This window comes from Limnohabitans sp. MORI2 (assembly GCF_027925025.1).
Taxonomy (GTDB): Bacteria; Pseudomonadota; Gammaproteobacteria; order Burkholderiales; family Burkholderiaceae_C; genus Limnohabitans.
The window spans coordinates 14,148-32,581 of sequence record NZ_AP027058.1 but is presented as its reverse complement, the minus strand read 5'-3'; the positions used below and the strand labels follow the sequence as shown (position 1 = coordinate 32,581).

Sequence of the window (18,434 nt, the reverse complement as noted above, 5' to 3'; positions counted from 1 at the left end):
GCTTATCGTTCGCGCAGCGCTTGCGATACGTTTTGCAGCGGTCTGAACAAATATTCAAGTACCGTTTTTTGACCTGTGCGTATTTCAACCGTGGCCGTCATGCCGGGTGTAGGTTCAATCTTCACCCCCTTGCGCACCAAGTTCGGGTCTTTGATACGAACCAAGATACGGAAGTAGCCTTCTTCTAAATCAACGGGGTTGGCGCCCGGACGACGCTGCTGGCGCTCATCTTTGAGGGTGTCTGGGCTTAAATGCTCAAGCTCCCCTGCGAGTCCACCATATTTGTTGAAATCAAACGCCGTCAGTTTGACCACTGCTTTTTGGCCAACCTGTAAAAACGCCACCTCCGAAGGTTTGACATAGGCTTCGACCAGCATTTCGTCTTCGGTCGGCACGATTTCCAAGATCGGTTGGCCCGCTTGAATCACACCACCAACAGTTGTCACTTGCACATTCTTCACCACCCCCTTCATGGGTGATTTGATGGTGGTGGACAGATAAGCATCCTCTCGTGCTGATGCGTTTTCTTTGGTCTGTGAGAGCTCTGAATTCACACGCGTGAGTTCGTTGTTGGCATCCGTGATGTAGCGGTTTTTGCGTTCTGCGCGCTGACCCATCAGGTCTGCCTGCTGGCGTTTCAAACGCAACAGCTCCACCTCCGACATCACGCCACCTTTGACCAGTGGCGCAGTCAATTTAATTTCGCGCGTGATGGCAGACAAAGAAGCGTCCACCGCTTCGAGCGAATCTGCCAATGCAATTTTGCGTGCTTTGTAGGCGTTGGTTTCTTGCGTGATTAAATGCGGGGCTTCTTTCAATTCGGGCGGAAACGTCAGTGCCGTGCTGTTCGCTTCTGCTCTTAACCGCGCTGCAATGGCAAGAAGTGACAAATATTTTTCATGCGCCTCTCGATAGCCTGCGCCTGAGCGTGCATCTTCCATTTGCAAGAGCACTTGGTCTTTTTCAACCAAGTCGCCTTCGCGCACCAACATCTGTTGCAACACGCCCGAATCCAAGCTTTGAATCACCTGCTCGCGGCTGGACGGAATCACTTTGCCTTGGCCACGGGTGATTTCATCCAAGCTGAAAAAGCCAGCCCAAATCAAACCAAAAAACAAGGTGGCGGCTGTGGCCCACACCAACACGCGACTGGCGTCACGCTCGTCATCTTCAACCGTACGCACGCCAAAGCCTGCGGCCTTTTTATCGTCTTGCCAAAACTCTTTGAGACGAAGCCATGTGTTTTTTAGCTGGCTCCAAGTGGATGGTTTTTTGTCATTCATGCGCCTGCCCCATGGGTCGCGTTGGTTTTGATTTCTACACCACGCGACAACTTGTCAATCATCTCTTGCCTCGGCCCCGACAGCACACACTGCCCTGCCTCAATGACTGCCACCGTGTCAGCCCACTCCAGCAACTGCGGGCGGTGGGTGGACATCAACAAAGTGCGGCCCTTGAGCCAGCCCTTCAACACAGAAATGACATGCGCTTCGGTGTTGCCGTCCATGTTGGCTGTGGGCTCGTCCATGAAGACCAACTGCGGGTCGCGCAGCATCATGCGTGCAATCGAAATCAGTTGTCGTTGACCGCCCGACAATCCCCCACCCGCTTCGGTAATGGGCATGTCTAAACCCCGTGGATGCGATGCCACCATGTCATACAAGTTCAAGGTTTTCAGCACATCCACAATCTTGGTGTCTGTGATCCACGTTTCAGACAACACCATGTTTTCGCGTAAGGTGCCCATGAAAAGCTGGGGATCTTGGCCCACGTAGCCGATGCAGCTGCGTATTTCTGCCGGCTCAATTTGTTGCATCTCAACACCATCCAAGCGGATGCTACCTGCGAGCGGGGTATACAAGCCTGCCATCAAACGCAGCAAGGTGCTTTTGCCACTGCCAACACGCCCCAGCAATGCCACATGCTGGCCTGCTTCGATCTTCATCGATAACCGTTTGATCACAGGGATGGCGTGCTCGCCTGGATAACCAAACTCAACCGCCTGCGCTTCCAGTGCGCCATACACATGTTGCGGCACCAAATAGGTTTGGCCATGCTTGCGGTCGCGTGGGCGCTTCATCAAAGCATCCAAAGACTCGAGCGCCGATGAGGCCTGCTGATAGCGCGATGCCAATGACATTACGCCCCCCAAGGGCCCCAATGCGCGGCCGGCCAAAATCACGCAAGCAATCAAGCCGCCGAGCGTGAGTGCATTGCTATGGATCAAGTGCACACCCACCACCACCATCACCACGGTGACCAGTTGGGTCACTGCTGTGGTGCAACCCATGATCCAGTTGGTGATAGAGCGAATTTCTTTGTAGGAGTCTGAGCCCGCTTTGTTGGAGGTTTCCCAACGGCGCTGTAAATAACTTTCTGCGTTATGCGCTTTGAGCAATTCCAGATTGAGCAAAGATTCGACCAGCACGCTTTGCTTATCGCCAGCTTCTTTCATATTGGCACGCATGGCCTTCATCAAAGGCCTTTGCGCCATGATGCCTTGCGCCACCAAAATCGGCACCGCCAAGCCAGGCACCCAAGCCAATGGGCCGCCCACCATGGCGATCATGACCAAGAACATCAGCACAAACGGCATGTCGGCCAACACCACCAGCGACGCCGATGAGAAGAAATCGCGCAACGATTCAAAGTCACGCATGGAGCTGGCAAACATACCCACCGATTGCGGGCGATTCTCTAAGCGAATGCTCATGATTTCGCGCAACAAGGTGGCATTGATGGCCAAGTCGGCTTTCTTGCCACCCAAATCCACCAGCCGCGCTTTGAGCCAGCGCATGATGAACTCCATCACGATGGCCACCGATGTGCCAATGGCCAAGGTCCACAACGATGCATAGGCTTGCGTTGGGACCACGCGGTCATACACGTTCATCGTGAAAAACACACTGGCAAGCGTGAGGATGTTGGCCACCACCGTAGCCACCATGGACTCCACATAGAAATGACGGAAGCGCCACAACGTGCCCCAGAACCAGCTAAAGGCTGCGCCTTCCATGGGTGCCAACGTTTGGTCGCTGCGCTTGGGTTGCAACCTGACGATCAACACCTCGTCGCGTGCCAAGCCTTGCAACTGCTCTAACGACACGTAGTCGTCCAGCTCGCCGGTTTCGGCCCACCACACCACGGCATAGCCGTTCTTGACGGCGCGCAACACGCAGGCTCGACCATCGACCAGCGACACCAACACTGGCATCACATAGCCAGGAATCTCTGACAGTTTTTTTCGTGACCAGCCCGCGAGCAAGCCATGCTGATGCGCTAAATCGGGGTAGGACTCGAGGGGGATTCGCCCAGCATCATCTAAGGCAAAGCCTTGGCGCATGGCAGGCACATGCAGCGGGTGGCCCAACTGCTTGGCCACCAAGGCAAGACACACCAACAGTGCATCCGCGGACCCATCCGCTTGCTCAGGCGTTCTCATGGGTTAAAACCTTTTGGCCAAATCACCCATGGCTGCCAACATGCGGGCGCGGGTGATTTGCTCGTCATAAAAAGCCGTAGTGGCAGCGCTTTGGTAACCAAACGCTTCGGCTTGAATGTTCAGCAAATCCAAAAGTTGACGGCGTGCCAAGCGGAACTGTTGGCGATAGCCTTCGACCACTTTGTCACCCACACGCGCTTGGTTTTGGCCTTGCACGGAACGACCTTGCGCATTGACCCACTCTTGATAAGCCACCGAAATCTTTTCGCGTGCCAACAAGCGGGCCTCGTCTAACGTGTTTTGTGCTGCGGTCAGTTGGCTCACTGCCGTGCGCACACCGGCTGATGTAGCACCACCGCTGTACAGCGGCATATTGACCTGCACCTGCGTAAACGTGTCTTCTTTGTACGTGGCTGGGAACGAGCTCACCAAATTGAGCTGACGGGTTGCGCTCAAATCGACTGTTGGCCAATATTGGCCCTTTGCCATTCTGACGGCAGCCTCGGCGGCATCCACCTGCGCTTTTTGCTGCGCAATGGCGGGCAAGCTCTCTGTGACGGCGTCAAGCACTTGATTCAAGTTTTGTGGCACGCGACCCAAGCGGCCGTTGGGGCTAAGGGCCTCTTTCAAACCCACTGGGGTTTTAGGCAAGGCACCTTGCCAAAAACGGCTGAGCCGTTGCTGCGCTTGTGCCAATTCGGTTTGGCGCTGCAACTTGGTCAAATTGGCGCTGTCCATGCGCACTTGCGCTTGCTCTAAATCGATGCGACGGCCTGTGTCGGCATCTGCAATCTTTTGAATGTCATTCAACGTGATCTTGATGGAATCCACGTTCTTGGTTGCCAGCTCTAGCAACTCGATCGAACGCGCCCAATTGATATAGGCCTCGGCAGCCAGCAAGGCCACATCGTCGCGCGTGAGCGCTTCTTGCAATTCGTTGCTCAGTGTCAGCGCCTCGGCACGCTCAGCATCGGCTTCAATGCGGCCACCCGACCACAAATTCAAACGTGCGGTGGGCGTGCTGGCGTTTTGCTTGATGGACGCAGGCAAATCGCTGTTGTTGTATTTGCTACGCGCAAAACCGTAGCTGATCTGCGGCATGTGCGCGGCACGGGCACGGTCAATGTCCGAACGCTGCGCCTCTGTTTTGGCTTTGGCCGCCAACATAGAGGGGTAAATGGTCAACGCGTTTTGGACCACATCTGTGAACGACTGCGCTTGTGCATGTGCGCTGAGCGCACACAAAGCAGCTGCAACACATGTCAATTTGATTTGCTGGGTTTTGGTTTTCATATTTGCTAGTTTCTATTAATTTGAAGCGTGAAACATTAAAACTTGTAAACCAATTGTACTCTTTAAATTGGCAAAGGTACCTACAAATCGTAAAAACGTTGAGTAGCGGTTTTAACCCTTTAGGGTATCCGTTTGCAACAAACTCGACAAATTCAATTTGATTGTGTTTGAAGGAGTCGTTGACCCGTTACTCGCGAGACCAGTGATATCGATCACCTCCACGCTTTTAGCCGTTAGCAATGTGTCACTGGTTGCGACGGATGTAGCAAGGTGTTGACTGAGTGTTGATCCAACAACTCGCCCACCACCAGCCCTAAGCGCAGGCGACGACCTGCAAATGGCTTGCGCACAAACGAATCACGGCTACGTGCACCTTCGCCCCATGATGCAAACAAACGTCGCTGCATCACTGCCACATCTTTGGCTGAATACGCATCGCTGAACAACGCACTGATTGCCGCGCTCGACGCATAGCTGCCTTCGCCTTTGGCTTCATTGGCGAGCTCAATGTACAAAGCCAGTGCTTTTTCCACATCGCCCGCTAGGCTTGCGGCCTCAGCGCGCAAGGCGCGTGCATCTGGCACAGGCGCCAATGCTTCGGCTTGCTGCAACACACCTTCGGCTTCGCCCATGCGCCAACACTTCACCAGCATGTTCGCCAAATTCCAGTGCGCGGTTTGGCTCTGCGGATGTAAGGCCACACTGCGACGCGCCACAGAAACTGCTTCGTTCCAAAACCCGTTGCGATGGCTCACCATCGACAAACGCGTCAATGTGGCTTCTTGCGTTGCGGTAGATGCTGATGTGAAAAACTCCATCGCTTGCGCTTTGTTGCCCAGGCGCATGCTGGCATCCCCGGCATCCATCAACACTTCCGCTGCGAAGTTCACAGGGCCTGCATCTGTGAGTGTTTTGGAAGATTCCAATGCAAACGCAAAACACGCCAACGACTCTTGGGCGTGACCCAACTCCAGCATGCATTGCCCCATTTGCCAATGCACCTGCCCCAACGCTTCATCGCCCACGATGGTTGCCTGATTCACGGCTTGCTCATAGGCTTTGTTGGTTGCTTCGCTTTTGCCTTGCTTGGCCTTGACCAATGCCATTGCAAGATGTGCCTCGTAACGCTCTGGCGCTACTTCCAGCGCTTGTTGATAGGCAATGACCGCTTGGTCTAACTCTCCCATCTGTTTGCACAAGTCACCAGCCTCTAACCATGCTTTGTAGTTGGTAGGGTCCAGACGCAATGTTTTGGCAAACATCTTTCGTGCTTCTATCAGTTCACCCATGTTGGCCAAGCACTGCGCTTTCAACAAATTGGCTGCCACCAATTTGGGCTGCACACTCAAGGCGCGCTCGCAGGCTTGTAATACCTTTGTGCAATAGCCTTTTTTGTACTGTGTAGTACTAACTTTGCAAGTTTCGGTTTTATACATGTTGTCTTTTAGTTCTCAATCGAACTGTTAGTTTAAACGATGTAGTAATTTTCGCTCACAATTTTATTAATTCCATGCGCCTTAATATTTCTTATTGAAAAAAAGCCCGTACTCCAAAAGAGTACGGGCTTTCCCTTGGTCTAATTTAATTAATTAGTATTCACTTAGCTCGCATGGTGCGAATTCAGTGTTGTTTGGTCGATCAACTGTTGGTTTGGATCGACCACCACAGCCAGCGCGCAAGCCTGTTCGTCGTGCGAAACAGGCAAGTCAGTTTTAGCAGTTTCAGCCGTCACGGAGTCCATCGTCAGCGTGTCTGGGCTTGCAACTTTCAACTCAACCTTTGTTGAAGTTGAAGTTGCTTGCTCAACGTCCGTAGCGCCCATACCGATTTGGTCAATCGCCAACTCGGTCGCACTGCGCGCAACCGCTGGTTGAGCCACCACTGGCATTGCCGCGAACTCTTCAAAGCCTTCGTCTGCGAAGCTCAGCACAGCAGGCGCTTTGGAGTTAATGCCTGCAGCCAAGTCTGCTTGGATGGCACTGTGGTTGTAATCCATCGCAACATCACTGCTGAAATTCAAAGCCACAGGCGCAACATTGCTGTGCACTTCCACGCTTGACTTCACCAACAAGCTGTACAACTCGCCTGCGTCGGTCACGCCATCGCCATCCGCGTCTTCCCACAGGCGCAACAAGTTGAACTTGGCGTCTTGTGCGTCGATCTTGCCGTCGTGGTTGCTGTCCAGCGCACGCAATGCAGACCAGCCATCTTTAGCCAACGAGCCATCGGCCAGTTGGGCGTGATCACCAAACAGCTCAGCACCCGAATTGATCTGGCCATCACCATTCAAGTCAATGGCCAACAACCCATCTTGCTTACTGACCCAACCCACATGTTGCTTTTGGCCGGACGCAAGCAAGTCAAACTGTGTGCCCTCACTGATGCTGGTGGTCTGCACACCGTCACCGTTGAGGTCAAGCACCAAAGGCGTCGTAGCAATGTTTAAGTTGAAAACAGACGAAGCCAACACACCGCCTGTGCTTGATTTGAAGCGGGCTGTGTAGGTGTAACTTCCCACGGAACCGGTAGTATCAGTGAACGACCAAGCGGTGGAGCCAACGCTGATGTTGGCGTTGCCAAGCGAGGTTGAGCCGCGCAATATTTCCACCGTTTCGCCAGACTTAAGTGCTCGGCTAATTGAGCCATTCAAATCAGGTGTTGTGTCGAGCACAGTGCCACCCGAACCCACCGAGTAAGGCGTTGAATCTGCTGATGTCTTGAAAGTCAAGTCATCTATGGCAAATCCGTTGTCATCGCGCATGGTGACTTTGAACTTAGTGGCTTGGCCTGAGAAACTGATGTTTCGAGTGGTCGAGTCATAGGTGTAAGTGCTTCCCTTGCTTGTGACCTGATCAAAACGGAATGAGTCTGTAGCGACCACATTGTTATTTGCATCGAGATATGTCACAACAACCGGTGAGGAAGCCGCTCTCATCACATCACCCCAACCCGTCACAAAACTCAGACCCGTGAACGAAGCACCGCCTTTGACAGCAAAGTTATAGCTACTGTTTGTCGAACCGTTACCTGATAGCACGCCAATTTGCAACTCAGAACCAGTAATGACCCAATTCGTTGGCGCGGAAGAGCTGCTGACCCATCGAGCCAAGGCGCCAGTGCTGGTCGTGACATCCCAGAATGCGGTGCTCAAACTGTTCACGTCCGCCGAGGTGGTGCTGGTCGTAAATGAATCGGTCGTGCTACTGGCCGTAGTGGCAGTTGCCGAAGTAATGCTGACAGTCACGGGAGCGTCCACACCATTCGCCGACTGTTTCAAAGCGAAGCTGGGTGACTCAAACTCTACGACATTGGTACTGTTCACAACCTTGGCGACAAAATTACTGGCAGTACCAGTCGCCAAATTTGCACCAAATGTCCAATTGGTCCCTGTGACCGTGGCGACACCTTTGTCCACGCCGTCTTGGAAAATATGAACCGTCTCACCCGTTGTGAGTGCACGGGTCAATGTACCTTCTAGGGTAGGCGTTGTGCTGACCACGCTGTCACCACTTGCCAATGTGCTCACGATGGTCGTTGGCACGCTACTGCCGTTAACGGTCACATTGTCAATGTTCCAAAGGTCAAGCGTGCCGCCACTGATTTCGAAATACGAAGCTGGACGCGATAAGGTGCCCGAGTTGAACGTACCGCCATTAGCACTGATCGATGTAGACGAAATTTGTGAATTATTGGCGTCGAAGAACGTGATTGTTTTGCTGGTGTTTTGCAAATCAGTCCAGTTAAACGACATGGTGGTGAAGGTACCGACTTTGGACGTGAATCGAATCGGTGCATTCTGGTTGTAGTTCTTGGTGGGGTCACCAGAAACAGGTCCTTGAATGTTGACAATGTTGATCCTATACGCCGTACCCGTCACACCGTTTTGTGCAAACGAAGCGCCGTACTCAACATAAGCTTCACGATTAGCAGTGTTTGAACCACTGTAGTTAATCACCTCAGCGCGCCAGAAATCAGTATTTACTGTTCCGCCACCGCCAGCAGTGTTCGTGGCATGTGTGGTCGCATCTACCGTATCAACTGCCGTGCCAGGACCAAACACGGTCGAAAATGCCTTGCCGTTGGTAATGCTGACAGACACATCGCTGAGTTTGGCACTGTCGTTAGGCGCTGTGTCGGTGGCTGCATTACCTGCTGCGTCCACATAATTAGCCGTCACGGTTTGAATTGTCGAAACGCTGGGCTTGGTGAATGTGACATCGAACGATTTGTTGGTGATGTCTGTCGCTGTCAGCACATGTGTAATAGGCGTCAGTGCCGTGCCAGCATTGGAGGCTGAACGCGGTGCCGTTGACAGTGCTCGTGCCCGATGCATTGGTGACCTTGATGACCGGTGTGTAGGTGCCATCGGCGGTGATGGCTGGACTGACGTTGATGGTGTAGTTGCCATTGCTGTCAGCGGTGGTGGTGTAAGGGCCGCCGACGGTATTGCCATTGGCATCTTTGAGCGTGACCTCAACCGCAGCACCTGCTGTGGCTTTGCCTGTGATAGTGGGCGATTTGTTTTGGGTGATGTTGTCACCTTTGACGCCGGTGTCTGAGCTGTCTGCAAGTGCACCGGTTTGGCCTGAGGGTGCTGGCGTTGTCGCAGGTGTGTTGTTATTGTTATTTGCAGCGACGGCAGCGACCCCTACCGCGGCCAAGGCCGCAGCGCCCAAGCCACCCAGACCTGCTGCTGCAACCAATGGCAACGCGCTCAACGCAAAGTCATCACCAATCTGTCCACCACCCAAAACCTGGCTGACTGGCTTGCCGCCCTCTTCTAAGTTATTGGGCAAGCCGTCTACGGTGGGATCTTCAGGAATGTATTCGTAGAGGTTGCCGTCTTCGGCGCGACCGTACAAGCCGCGGTTGCTTTCTGCAACGACTTCGTCGTCGTAATAGCCTTCAATGATGAGATCTGCTTGACCACCACCGTCCAGCATGATGTGCAGGTTTTTGCCGACACGTTTGCTGCGAATTTTCTCTGGGCCGACATTTTTGGCCGTTGTATCTTCTAATTGGTAGCGCGCACCCTTGACGGCTTTGATGCGCTCGGCTGAGCCTTTTTTACCGTTATCGATGACGACTTCAACGGTTTTGCTGGTTTCTTCGTTGCCCGTGTTGACGATGAGGTTGATTTTCTTGGCCATGATTTTGATCTCTTAATTCTTGACTAGGTAATGAGTGGCGATCGCTCAGCGCACCAACTCTTGGACAACGACCACCACACGGCGGTTCGGTTTGTTGCATTGGATGGATTCAGGGGTGGCGGCTTTGGCGCATGTGTTCACAACAGGTTGTGAAGCGCCCTTGCCTTCAATCGTCATTTGTTTGGCGCTGATGCCGCCCTCCATGAGGTAGCGGCGTACGCTGATTGCACGCGCTTCCGAGAGGCGTTGATTGAATAGCGGGCCACCAAGTGGATCCGCATGACCCGTGATATGGAGCATCACGTTTTTGTCGGCGCCATATTTTTTCTGTAAGCGGCTATTTAAATCAGCCAGCGCGGTACGACCCTGTGGTGTCATGCCATCGATATCGCCGCGGTCAAATGCAAATAGAGCATCCGTGCTTAACACCACGCGCTCTTTGGTCACCACCTCTACAGACTCATCGTGGTCAGCACCGGTTCGAGCCTCTGCGCTGTAGCAGCTCTTGGCGTCTGCGTAGCGTGAAATGGCATGGAGTTGGCGACGCACTTCCTTGAGCTCCGGAATCGCCACCTCTTCTCTCACAACTGTCAGCGTTGCGCGACCATCGCCGTATTCAAACACTCGCACATACAGATCTTGTGCGGCTTGTGGTTTAAGCGTGGCTGTATCGTCTTTGGAGTTTTTGAGTTCCCCGCCGGTATGCACCATCTGCGCGGCGACTTCGACAGCGTTCGGTTCGAGGCACACCTCGTTGTAACCACCCAGCTGGAGTGCTGCGTGAAAGTGCCCGTTGATCGAAATACTGGCAACCCCTGTAGAGAACCCTTGTGCCGGGCGGTAGAAGGTCACACGGGCCAGTTGTGGGCTGCGCGTTTTAGGTGCAATGTAGGCTCGGCCTTGTGGCACAGCCACGGAGCCTTCACCCGTCGCCCTATCCGATGCACCTGTTTGCAGGGGCTCTTTGACCGCTTGTTGGGCCCGAACTGAGGTAGCACTCGCAAACGCCAAAAATAAGATCGCGGTCGCAAAAGCAAGGCGCTGACGGCTAGAAAAACTCAAAACCAAAGACATCATAAGTATTCTTTTTAAGTTGTTATCACGAAAAATTGAGGTTATTTTGCCCTACATTTCTTTGTGAATTACGGATTTGGATTGCCAATTTCGATATTTTTGCAACTTAATAGGACCAATAGTGTTAAGTTTTGTTAATGAAGGCCTGTGGCGACTTTGGCGAATCTATTAATTAATTCTTATGTATTCTTTTTGGCGCAGATGCGAGATGACCGCCAATGGCTCGCCTCACGCGGGGATAAAACCAACGAGAACTCGAAAACTTGCAGAAACAATAAAAACATCAGTCAATCGATAAGACCGATGGAATTTTCTTGGTTTTAGGCTTGGAGGTACATACGCCAACAGGCGTATCTTGGGCATGGTTGAGCCGTTTTTGCCACTAAACAGGCTCTATCGTGGGGGGAACTTAATTTAAATGTAAGTTTTACTTACTTGCCGTCGCTGCGCTTCATGCGCTCGCTTTTCCAATACACATCATCCCCGCCATTCATGCGGTTGAGCACGCGAGCCAACACGAACATGAGGTCACTCAAGCGATTGAGGTACTGGCGTGGCGCATCACCAATGGCTTCTTCATTGCCCAAGGCCACCACTGCACGCTCTGCGCGGCGCGCCACGGTGCGGCAGACATGAGAAACGGCTGCACCTCGCGTCCCTGCCGGAAGAATGAACTCTTCAAGCTTGGGCAACTGAGCGTTGTAGGTGGCCAGCGCCTCATCTAAAGCTTGAACCGCCTCTGCTTTGAGCAACTCAAACCCTGGGATCGAGAGCTCTCCACCCAGGTTGAAAAGTTGATGCTGGATTTCCACCAAAACATCGCGCACATCGTGCGGCATGTCTTCACATAAGAGCACGCCAATGTTGGAGTTCAGTTCATCCACCTCGCCCATGGCGTGTACACGCAAGCTGTTTTTTGAAACGCGTTGGTTATTGCCCAAGCCCGTCGTGCCGGCATCGCCTGTGCGGGTGGCGATTTGTGAAAGTCGATTGCCCATGTGCGTGATGTTCTTTGATGAATAGCGCTATTGTGCCTGTCGCCAAAGCAGCGCTGCAAAACTTTCGAGCTTCATAGAATGAGGGATTGCCAAGGAGTTTGTATGAATGCGCCGACCCACCCCAACCATTTGACCCCCGCCGTGAAGCAGCGTGAGGTCTCCGCCGAGTGCTTGGCCGAATTGCAAGCACGGTTTGGCGCCAATTGCTCGGTGGCCATGGCCGTGCGTGAGCACCACGGGCGCGACGAATCTCCATTTATCGATGTTCCGCCGCCTGCCGCGGTGATCTTTGCGCAAAACACGCAGGATGTAGCGGATGCGGTGGCCTTGTGTGCCGCGCATGGCGTACCCGTGATTCCTTATGGTGTTGGCTCGTCGCTTGAGGGGCATTTACTGGCGGTGCAGGGGGGCGTCAGTTTGGATGTGAGCCGCATGAACCAAGTGCTGAGTGTGAACGCTGAGGATTTGACCGTGACCGTGCAGCCAGGCGTCACGCGAAAACAATTGAACGAAGAAATCAAGAGCACGGGTTTGTTTTTTCCGATTGACCCTGGTGCAGATGCCTCGATCGGCGGCATGTGCGCCACACGGGCCAGCGGGACCAATGCCGTGCGCTATGGCACGATGCGAGAGAACGTCCTGGCCCTAGAGGTGGTCACTGCCAGCGGCGAAGTGATTCGCACAGGTACGCGCGCGAAAAAATCATCCGCTGGTTACGATTTGACGCGTTTGTTTGTTGGAAGCGAAGGCACGCTTGGCGTGATGACCGAGATTTCTTTGCGCATCTATCCATTACCAGAGGCGGTGTCCGCAGCGGTGTGTTCATTTCCGTCGTTAGAAGCGGCGGTTCAAACGACGATTGCCATCATTCAAATGGGCGTACCTATTGCACGCGTTGAATTGATTGATGCAGCAAGCGTACGCGCCGTGAATGCCTATGCCAAGCTAGATTTGGCGGAAGCGCCTTTATTGCTGATGGAGTTTCATGGCTCACCTGCGGGGGTCGAAGAACAGGCGAAAACAGTGCAAGAAATTGCACTTGAACACGGCAGTGTGTCTTTTGAGTGGGCAACCACCCCCGAAGAGCGGACACGGTTGTGGACCGCTCGCCACAACGCTTACTTCGCCGCATTGCAAAGCCGCCCCGGTTGTCGCGCCGTGACGACAGACACTTGCGTACCCATCAGCAAGCTGGCAGAGGCCATGCTCGACTCCATCGCCGAAGCAGAAGCCTCTGGCTTGCCCTATTTCTTAGTAGGCCATGTGGGAGACGGCAATTTCCATGTCGGTTATTTGATTGATCCCAATGATCCCAAAGAGTATGAAACGGCCGAAGCACTGAACCAACGCTTGGTCCACCGTGCGCTCACGTTAGGAGGCACGTGTACGGGTGAACACGGGGTGGGATTGCACAAAATGGATTTCTTGCGAACCGAAGCTGGCGACGGCGCCGTGGAGATGATGCGAACCATCAAGCGGGCGCTGGACCCACACAACATCATGAACCCAGGGAAGATCTTTTCTCTATAAGCATTTCTTCAACTTTGGCGCAGACCTTGGCTGCATCAAAGGGCTTGAGCACCACGGCGCTGACGCCTGCGGCAGCAAATCGCTCGAGGTCAAGCGGATTGACGTTGGCTGTGAGGCCTAATACCGGGGTGTCGCGCACTGGCTGGTCAAACGTCAGGCGCAGTGCTGAGGTGGCCTCAATGCCGTCCATCTCCGGCATGACCATGTCCATCAAGATGACATCGAACTCTTGTTGTCGCAATGCCTCGAGCGCTTTGAGCCCGTTTTCGGCTTCGACGAGTTCACAGTTTTTCCAATTGTTTTTCAAAATTTGGCGCACAAGCAATCGGTTGATGGGGTGATCGTCCACCACCAAAAACCTTTGCGTTGCAGACGTTGGCAGGCTGGTCGTTTTGGCCTTGGGTGCCTCCACAGTTGGCGCAGCAACGTCGACCAAAGGCAAGGTGAACCAAAACATGGAGCCTTGCCCCGGCTTGCTTTCAAAGCCGATATGCCCCCCCATCAACTCAACCAGTCGTTGTGTGATGGATAGGCCCAGGCCATTGCCGCCGTAGCGCGATTGAATGTCGTCTTCCGCTTGTACAAAACGCTGGAAGATTTTGGGCTGTTGCGATTCGGGAATGCCAATGCCACTGTCACGCACAGAGAAGTGGACGCACAAAGGCTGACGGCGCACAGACAAAGTGACGTACCCCTGATGTGTGAACTTGATGGCATTGCCCAAGAGGTTGACCAAGATCTGCATCAGCCGATGGCGATCTGTGCTGACCCAGTGGGGGACGTTGTCATCAATGGTGCAGGTGTATTGCAAGTGCATGCTTTCGACCCGTTGTGCAAAAAGGTCAAACGCTGTGTTGACGGTATCTCTCAGGGCGAAGGTCTCTGCATGGACATTGATCTTGCCCGCTTGCAGTTGTGAGTAATCCAGCACGTCGTTGATCACAGTGAGCAAGTGGTCTGCCGATTGCCGCGTGTGGTTGAGAATTTTCAGCGCCTGCAAGTTGTCGGACACCCGCGCCAAAAGCATGTTGTTGAAACCCAAGATGGCATTCATGGGCGTACGTAGTTCGTGGCTAACGGTGGCGATGAATTGCTCTCGCAAAGCAGAAGTGCGCAAAAGCTCTTGGCGTTTCTCTTCAAGCTCTTGGTTGCGCTGTAGGCTCGCGTTGTAGGCCAGCCGAAATGCGTTGTCATACAGAAATGGGACGGTGATCAAAATCAAGGTCACCACCGAGTAGCTGGCAAACGATGACATGACCTGTGCCGCACCTAGGGTCGGGTTGTCTGGCAACCAACTGTGCCAGGTGAGATAACTCATCAGCATTTCGACCAAGAGGACCAAGACCAACCAAACCACCCCCGTGCGGCGACTGACGGCATAAAACGGCACCAACGGAATGACGGTCATCCACGCCATTCGCGGAGAAAAAATACCCCCCGACATCCAAGCGGCATAGGTGACCTGAGTTAACCCTGCCAACAAGCCCAAATTAACCGCAACAGAAAATGGCAAGCCCCAAATAAATAACAGTTGCAAAACAAGCAACACAAAGGCAAACGCCAAAGGAACAGGCACACCATTGGGATACGGCGTGATGATGGCCAAGATGACCATCACACCAATTAAGACCCACACCACAAAGAAGAGATACGGCAACCGCCCCTCGCGGAAACGCTCTGGCAAATGCGGAACGGCCAATGCAGCTAGGTGTTCAAGCGTGTAGCGCGTCATGCTTGACCCCTTGTTGCATGAATCGCGAGTGCGTTCGAAATTTTCGAAATAAGTTGTGATTCATCCAAAGGCTTGTGCAACACATCATCCATGCCGGCGGCCAAACAACGGTCGTGATCTACTGGATTGGCACTCGCAGTCAACGCCAAGACGGGCATGTGACAAACTGGTTCTGGAAAATCAAGGCGCAACGTTTGTGTCACTTGCATGCCGTCCATCTCGGGCATGACCATATCCATGAGTGTGAGATCAAATGTTTCAGTTCGCAGCTTTTCCAAGGCCTCTGCACCACTGTTGGCTTGAACGATGTCGGCTTTTGGAAAACATTTCTTAAGCATCATGCGGGCAACCAACAAGTTAACGGCGTTATCGTCGACCAGCAAAACTCGAATAGGTTGATCAACCAAGGCTCTCGCCATGTCTGCAGCGGCCTGCGCGTCTTTGACGGCGATGCTACGTAAGGGCAATTGAAACCAAAAGCGCGACCCTTCACCTTGCACGCTACTCACACCAATGGTGCCCCCCTGCAGCGTGACCAGTCGCTCACAAATGGACAAACCCAATCCTGTGCCGCCGTATTGACGGTTGGTCTGCACATCGGCATGTTCAAAGCCATTGAAAATTTGTTTTTGTCTGTCGACAGCAATCCCAATGCCCGAGTCTTGCACCTCAAACAAAAGACCGCCGCCGATGGCTTGGGCGCGGATCACGATGTGCCCTTGTGCCGTAAATTTGATCGCGTTATCAAGCAGGTTATTGAGAACTTGCAACAAGCGTTGTCGATCACCCTTGACCCACATGCCGTGTACAGCGCTAACTTCAAAGCTCATGCGGATGTTTTTAGCTTCTGCTTTTTTCTCATGGTTTTGAAAAAGCGCAGTCCAGACATCACGTAATGCAAACTCCTCTTCGTGCAGCGTCAAGCGCCCCGCTTGCAGTTGAGAAAAGTCAAGAATGTCGTTGACGACTTGCAGCAGCTGTTCGGTCGATCGGCGTATATGGTCAACCACTGCGGCGTCTTCAGGCCTCCCCGCAAGCTCTGTGCGAAGAATGCCATTGAGGCCCAAGATGGCATTCATGGGCGTGCGTAGTTCGTGACCAACAGAGGCAATGAATTCGTCTTTGTGCGCTTGCGCACGAATAAGGGCTTGGTGTGTACGCTCAAGCTCAGCGTTACTTTCATCCATTTCCGCGGCTTGGCTTCGATGCATGGTCTCCGTCACAAACACCGCGTAAAGCGCCAAAGCAATGACGAAAAGTTTATTGGCCACGGTCCATGCCATGACATCGTTGTTCATGTTGATGTCCGTGTTGACCCATCCATATTGGGTAATGAGCAACAACAATAAATTGGCCAAGAAAACGGCAATGATCCAAAAAAATGCCGCCGCCCGGTCAAGCAACAAAACAGCTGGCAAAACAATGATGGTCATCCAAACCATCACCGGAGAGTTGATGCCCCCCGTCATCGCGGCCAAATAGGCCACATAAAAGATGGACCACAGCAAACCCCCATGAACCACCCAAACATAAGGAGCGCCCAGCAACAGTGTGCCGAGCAAAAGCCAATAACCCGCCGTACCAACGAGGTTGGCAACATGGTTGTAATCGGGGTGGGGGATAAAGTAGAAAGGCAATGAACATGCGCCAATCAAAAGCAGCATGTACATCAATAAACTGCGACGACGCTCCAACTGAGAGCCTGTGAAAAAGCTCCTCGGCAAGAAAACGTGACGCAGTTTGTCAATCATGTGCGTTAGGGCTTTCGCAGTTCGTCAATCAAGCCGTTGAGCTCATCAATGGAGCCGAATTGAATTGAGAGCTCACCCATCTCTTCAACTCTGCCGTGTCGTTTGACACGTTTTTTAACGCGCACCTCAACTTGTGCCGTTAGCAAATCAGACAGCTCTTCTTCGATGCGTTTGATATCGCGCGATTTTTCGCTCTTTGGCTTTTGCGGCACCAAATTAAATTCAGCACCCAGTTTTTTGACCAAGCTCTCTGCCTCGCGGACCGACATTTTTTTGGCGCTGATTTGGTTGGCCGCTGTGATCTGTGTTGCTCTGTCGAGGGCCAACAACGCGCGTGCGTGGCCCATGTCGATGTCTCCAGCCATGAGCATCGATTGAACTGGCTCAGCCAAGTTGAGCAAACGCAACAAATTGCTGGCTGCGCTGCGCGAACGGCCTACGGCTTGCGCAGCGAGTTCGTGCGTAAGACCGAATTCTTTGATGAGACGTTGCAGACCTTGCGCTTCTTCTAGCGGATTGAGGTCTTCGCGCTGAATGTTTTCAATCAAGGCCATCGCAGCGGCGGCTTCGTTGGGCACGTCGCGCACGAGCACGGGCACGGTGTCGAGGCCCGCGAGTTTGGCTGCGCGGCTGCGTCGTTCGCCCGCGATGATTTCGTATTTGCCGGCGTTGGGACCATCGTGCAACTGGCGCACGAGGATGGGCTGCATGATGCCTTGGGCTTTGATGCTCTCAGCCAACTCATACAAAGCGCCTTCGTCCATGCGTGTGCGCGGCTGGTACATACCCGCCACCATTTGGCTCAGTGGCAAGGTGCTGGGCAAGCCTTCGGCGGCGGCGGTTTTTGCAGCGACGGTGTCGTCGACCTTGGGGCCGAGCAAGGCTTCAAGGCCGCGGCCTAAGCCTTTGGTTTTTTTAGTGACCATTTTTTTCTTTCAGTAAATCTAGTAGCAAAGCATGGCCCTCGGGCCAGTCGCCAAGGTGTGAATCTGTGTTGATGTGACCCACGGCGCCGCAATCGACCAAACGAGAGCCCCAGGCATGCGCCAATGCACTGGCGCGTAAAAGGCTGCAATACGGGTCGTTGCGGCTGGCCGCCATCACACTAGGAAAAGGCAAACGCTCGCGCACAATGGGGCTCCAGCTGTGGAGCATGTGTTGCATTTCGGGGCGCTCTACATCGGCAGGTGCGACAAGTAAAGCCGCTTTGACCTTGTGCGCGTGACGCGAGTGCGAGGCCCACGCCGCCACCAACACACAGCCCAAACTGTGCGCCACCAACACAGCGTTAGGGTTGGCTAACACGGCCTCTTCGAGCTGAATCATCCAGTCGCCACGCAACGGGAAATCCCAATTGTGTTGCTCCACCCGTGTGTAGCCATGCGCGTCCTGCCACAGGCTTTGCCAGTGGTCGGGGCCGCTGTTGTGCCAACCGGGAAGAAGGAGGACAGACGCTGTCACAGG

Annotated in this window: 13 protein-coding genes; 1 reads left to right on the top strand and 12 read right to left on the bottom strand. The window is 53.4% G+C overall.

What is annotated here, in order from left to right:
* Window positions 1–2: 2 nt before the first annotated feature.
* The 8 genes from QMG27_RS00125 to QMG27_RS00090 form a co-directional block, all read right to left on the bottom strand.
* Window positions 3–1,283, bottom strand: coding sequence for an HlyD family type I secretion periplasmic adaptor subunit (locus tag QMG27_RS00125; RefSeq protein ID WP_281811930.1), 1,281 nt, complete (start codon window positions 1,281–1,283; stop codon window positions 3–5).
* Window positions 1,280–3,442 (bottom strand): type I secretion system permease/ATPase, encoded by a 2,163-nt coding sequence (locus QMG27_RS00120; protein ID WP_281811928.1) that lies wholly within the window; start codon window positions 3,440–3,442, stop codon window positions 1,280–1,282. The genes QMG27_RS00125 and QMG27_RS00120 overlap by 4 nt, the downstream gene beginning before the upstream one ends.
* 3 nt (window positions 3,443–3,445) lie before the next feature.
* Complete coding sequence (locus QMG27_RS00115; RefSeq protein WP_281811926.1) at window positions 3,446–4,735, bottom strand: TolC family protein; 1,290 nt, start codon at window positions 4,733–4,735, stop codon at window positions 3,446–3,448.
* Window positions 4,736–4,968: 233 nt separating this feature from the next.
* A complete protein-coding gene (locus QMG27_RS00110; RefSeq protein ID WP_281811923.1) occupies window positions 4,969–6,171 on the bottom strand; it encodes a tetratricopeptide repeat protein in 1,203 nt (400 codons plus the stop codon).
* 164 nt (window positions 6,172–6,335) lie between these two features.
* A complete protein-coding gene (locus QMG27_RS00105) occupies window positions 6,336–8,912 on the bottom strand; it encodes a hypothetical protein (protein ID WP_281811922.1) in 2,577 nt (858 codons plus the stop codon).
* The gene (locus QMG27_RS00100; RefSeq protein ID WP_281811920.1) at window positions 8,902–9,885 is read right to left on the bottom strand and encodes an Ig-like domain-containing protein; all 984 of its coding nucleotides are present in this window, start codon (window positions 9,883–9,885) and stop codon (window positions 8,902–8,904) included. The genes QMG27_RS00105 and QMG27_RS00100 overlap by 11 nt, the downstream gene beginning before the upstream one ends.
* 45 nt (window positions 9,886–9,930) lie before the next feature.
* Window positions 9,931–10,962, bottom strand: a complete 1,032-nt coding sequence (locus QMG27_RS00095; protein ID WP_281811918.1) for an OmpA family protein — start codon at window positions 10,960–10,962, stop codon at window positions 9,931–9,933.
* A 428-nt stretch (window positions 10,963–11,390) separates the two neighbouring features.
* Window positions 11,391–11,957 (bottom strand): cob(I)yrinic acid a,c-diamide adenosyltransferase, encoded by a 567-nt coding sequence (locus QMG27_RS00090; protein ID WP_281811915.1) that lies wholly within the window; start codon window positions 11,955–11,957, stop codon window positions 11,391–11,393.
* Between the two features lie 102 nt (window positions 11,958–12,059).
* On the opposite strand from QMG27_RS00090, the gene QMG27_RS00085 reads away from it, so the two are divergent.
* The gene (locus QMG27_RS00085) at window positions 12,060–13,487 is read left to right on the top strand and encodes an FAD-linked oxidase C-terminal domain-containing protein (protein WP_281811913.1); all 1,428 of its coding nucleotides are present in this window, start codon (window positions 12,060–12,062) and stop codon (window positions 13,485–13,487) included.
* On the opposite strand, the gene QMG27_RS00080 is transcribed toward QMG27_RS00085, so the two are convergent.
* The 4 genes from QMG27_RS00080 to QMG27_RS00065 are packed head-to-tail and all read right to left on the bottom strand — an operon-like array spanning window position 13,456 to window position 18,431.
* Entirely contained in the window at window positions 13,456–15,219 is a 1,764-nt protein-coding gene (locus tag QMG27_RS00080; RefSeq protein ID WP_281811911.1) for an ATP-binding protein, read from the bottom strand. The genes QMG27_RS00085 and QMG27_RS00080 overlap by 32 nt on opposite strands.
* Window positions 15,216–16,970, bottom strand: a complete 1,755-nt coding sequence (locus QMG27_RS00075) for an ATP-binding protein (RefSeq protein WP_281811909.1) — start codon at window positions 16,968–16,970, stop codon at window positions 15,216–15,218. Before QMG27_RS00075 ends, QMG27_RS00080 begins: the two co-directional genes overlap by 4 nt.
* Window positions 16,971–16,975: 5 nt before the next feature.
* The gene (locus QMG27_RS00070) at window positions 16,976–17,896 is read right to left on the bottom strand and encodes a ParB/RepB/Spo0J family partition protein (protein WP_281811906.1); all 921 of its coding nucleotides are present in this window, start codon (window positions 17,894–17,896) and stop codon (window positions 16,976–16,978) included.
* On the bottom strand, window positions 17,886–18,431 hold the full coding sequence (locus QMG27_RS00065) for an alpha/beta hydrolase (RefSeq protein WP_281811905.1): 546 nt from the start codon (window positions 18,429–18,431) through the stop codon (window positions 17,886–17,888). Before QMG27_RS00065 ends, QMG27_RS00070 begins: the two co-directional genes overlap by 11 nt.
* Between the last annotated feature and the right edge of the window lie 3 nt (window positions 18,432–18,434).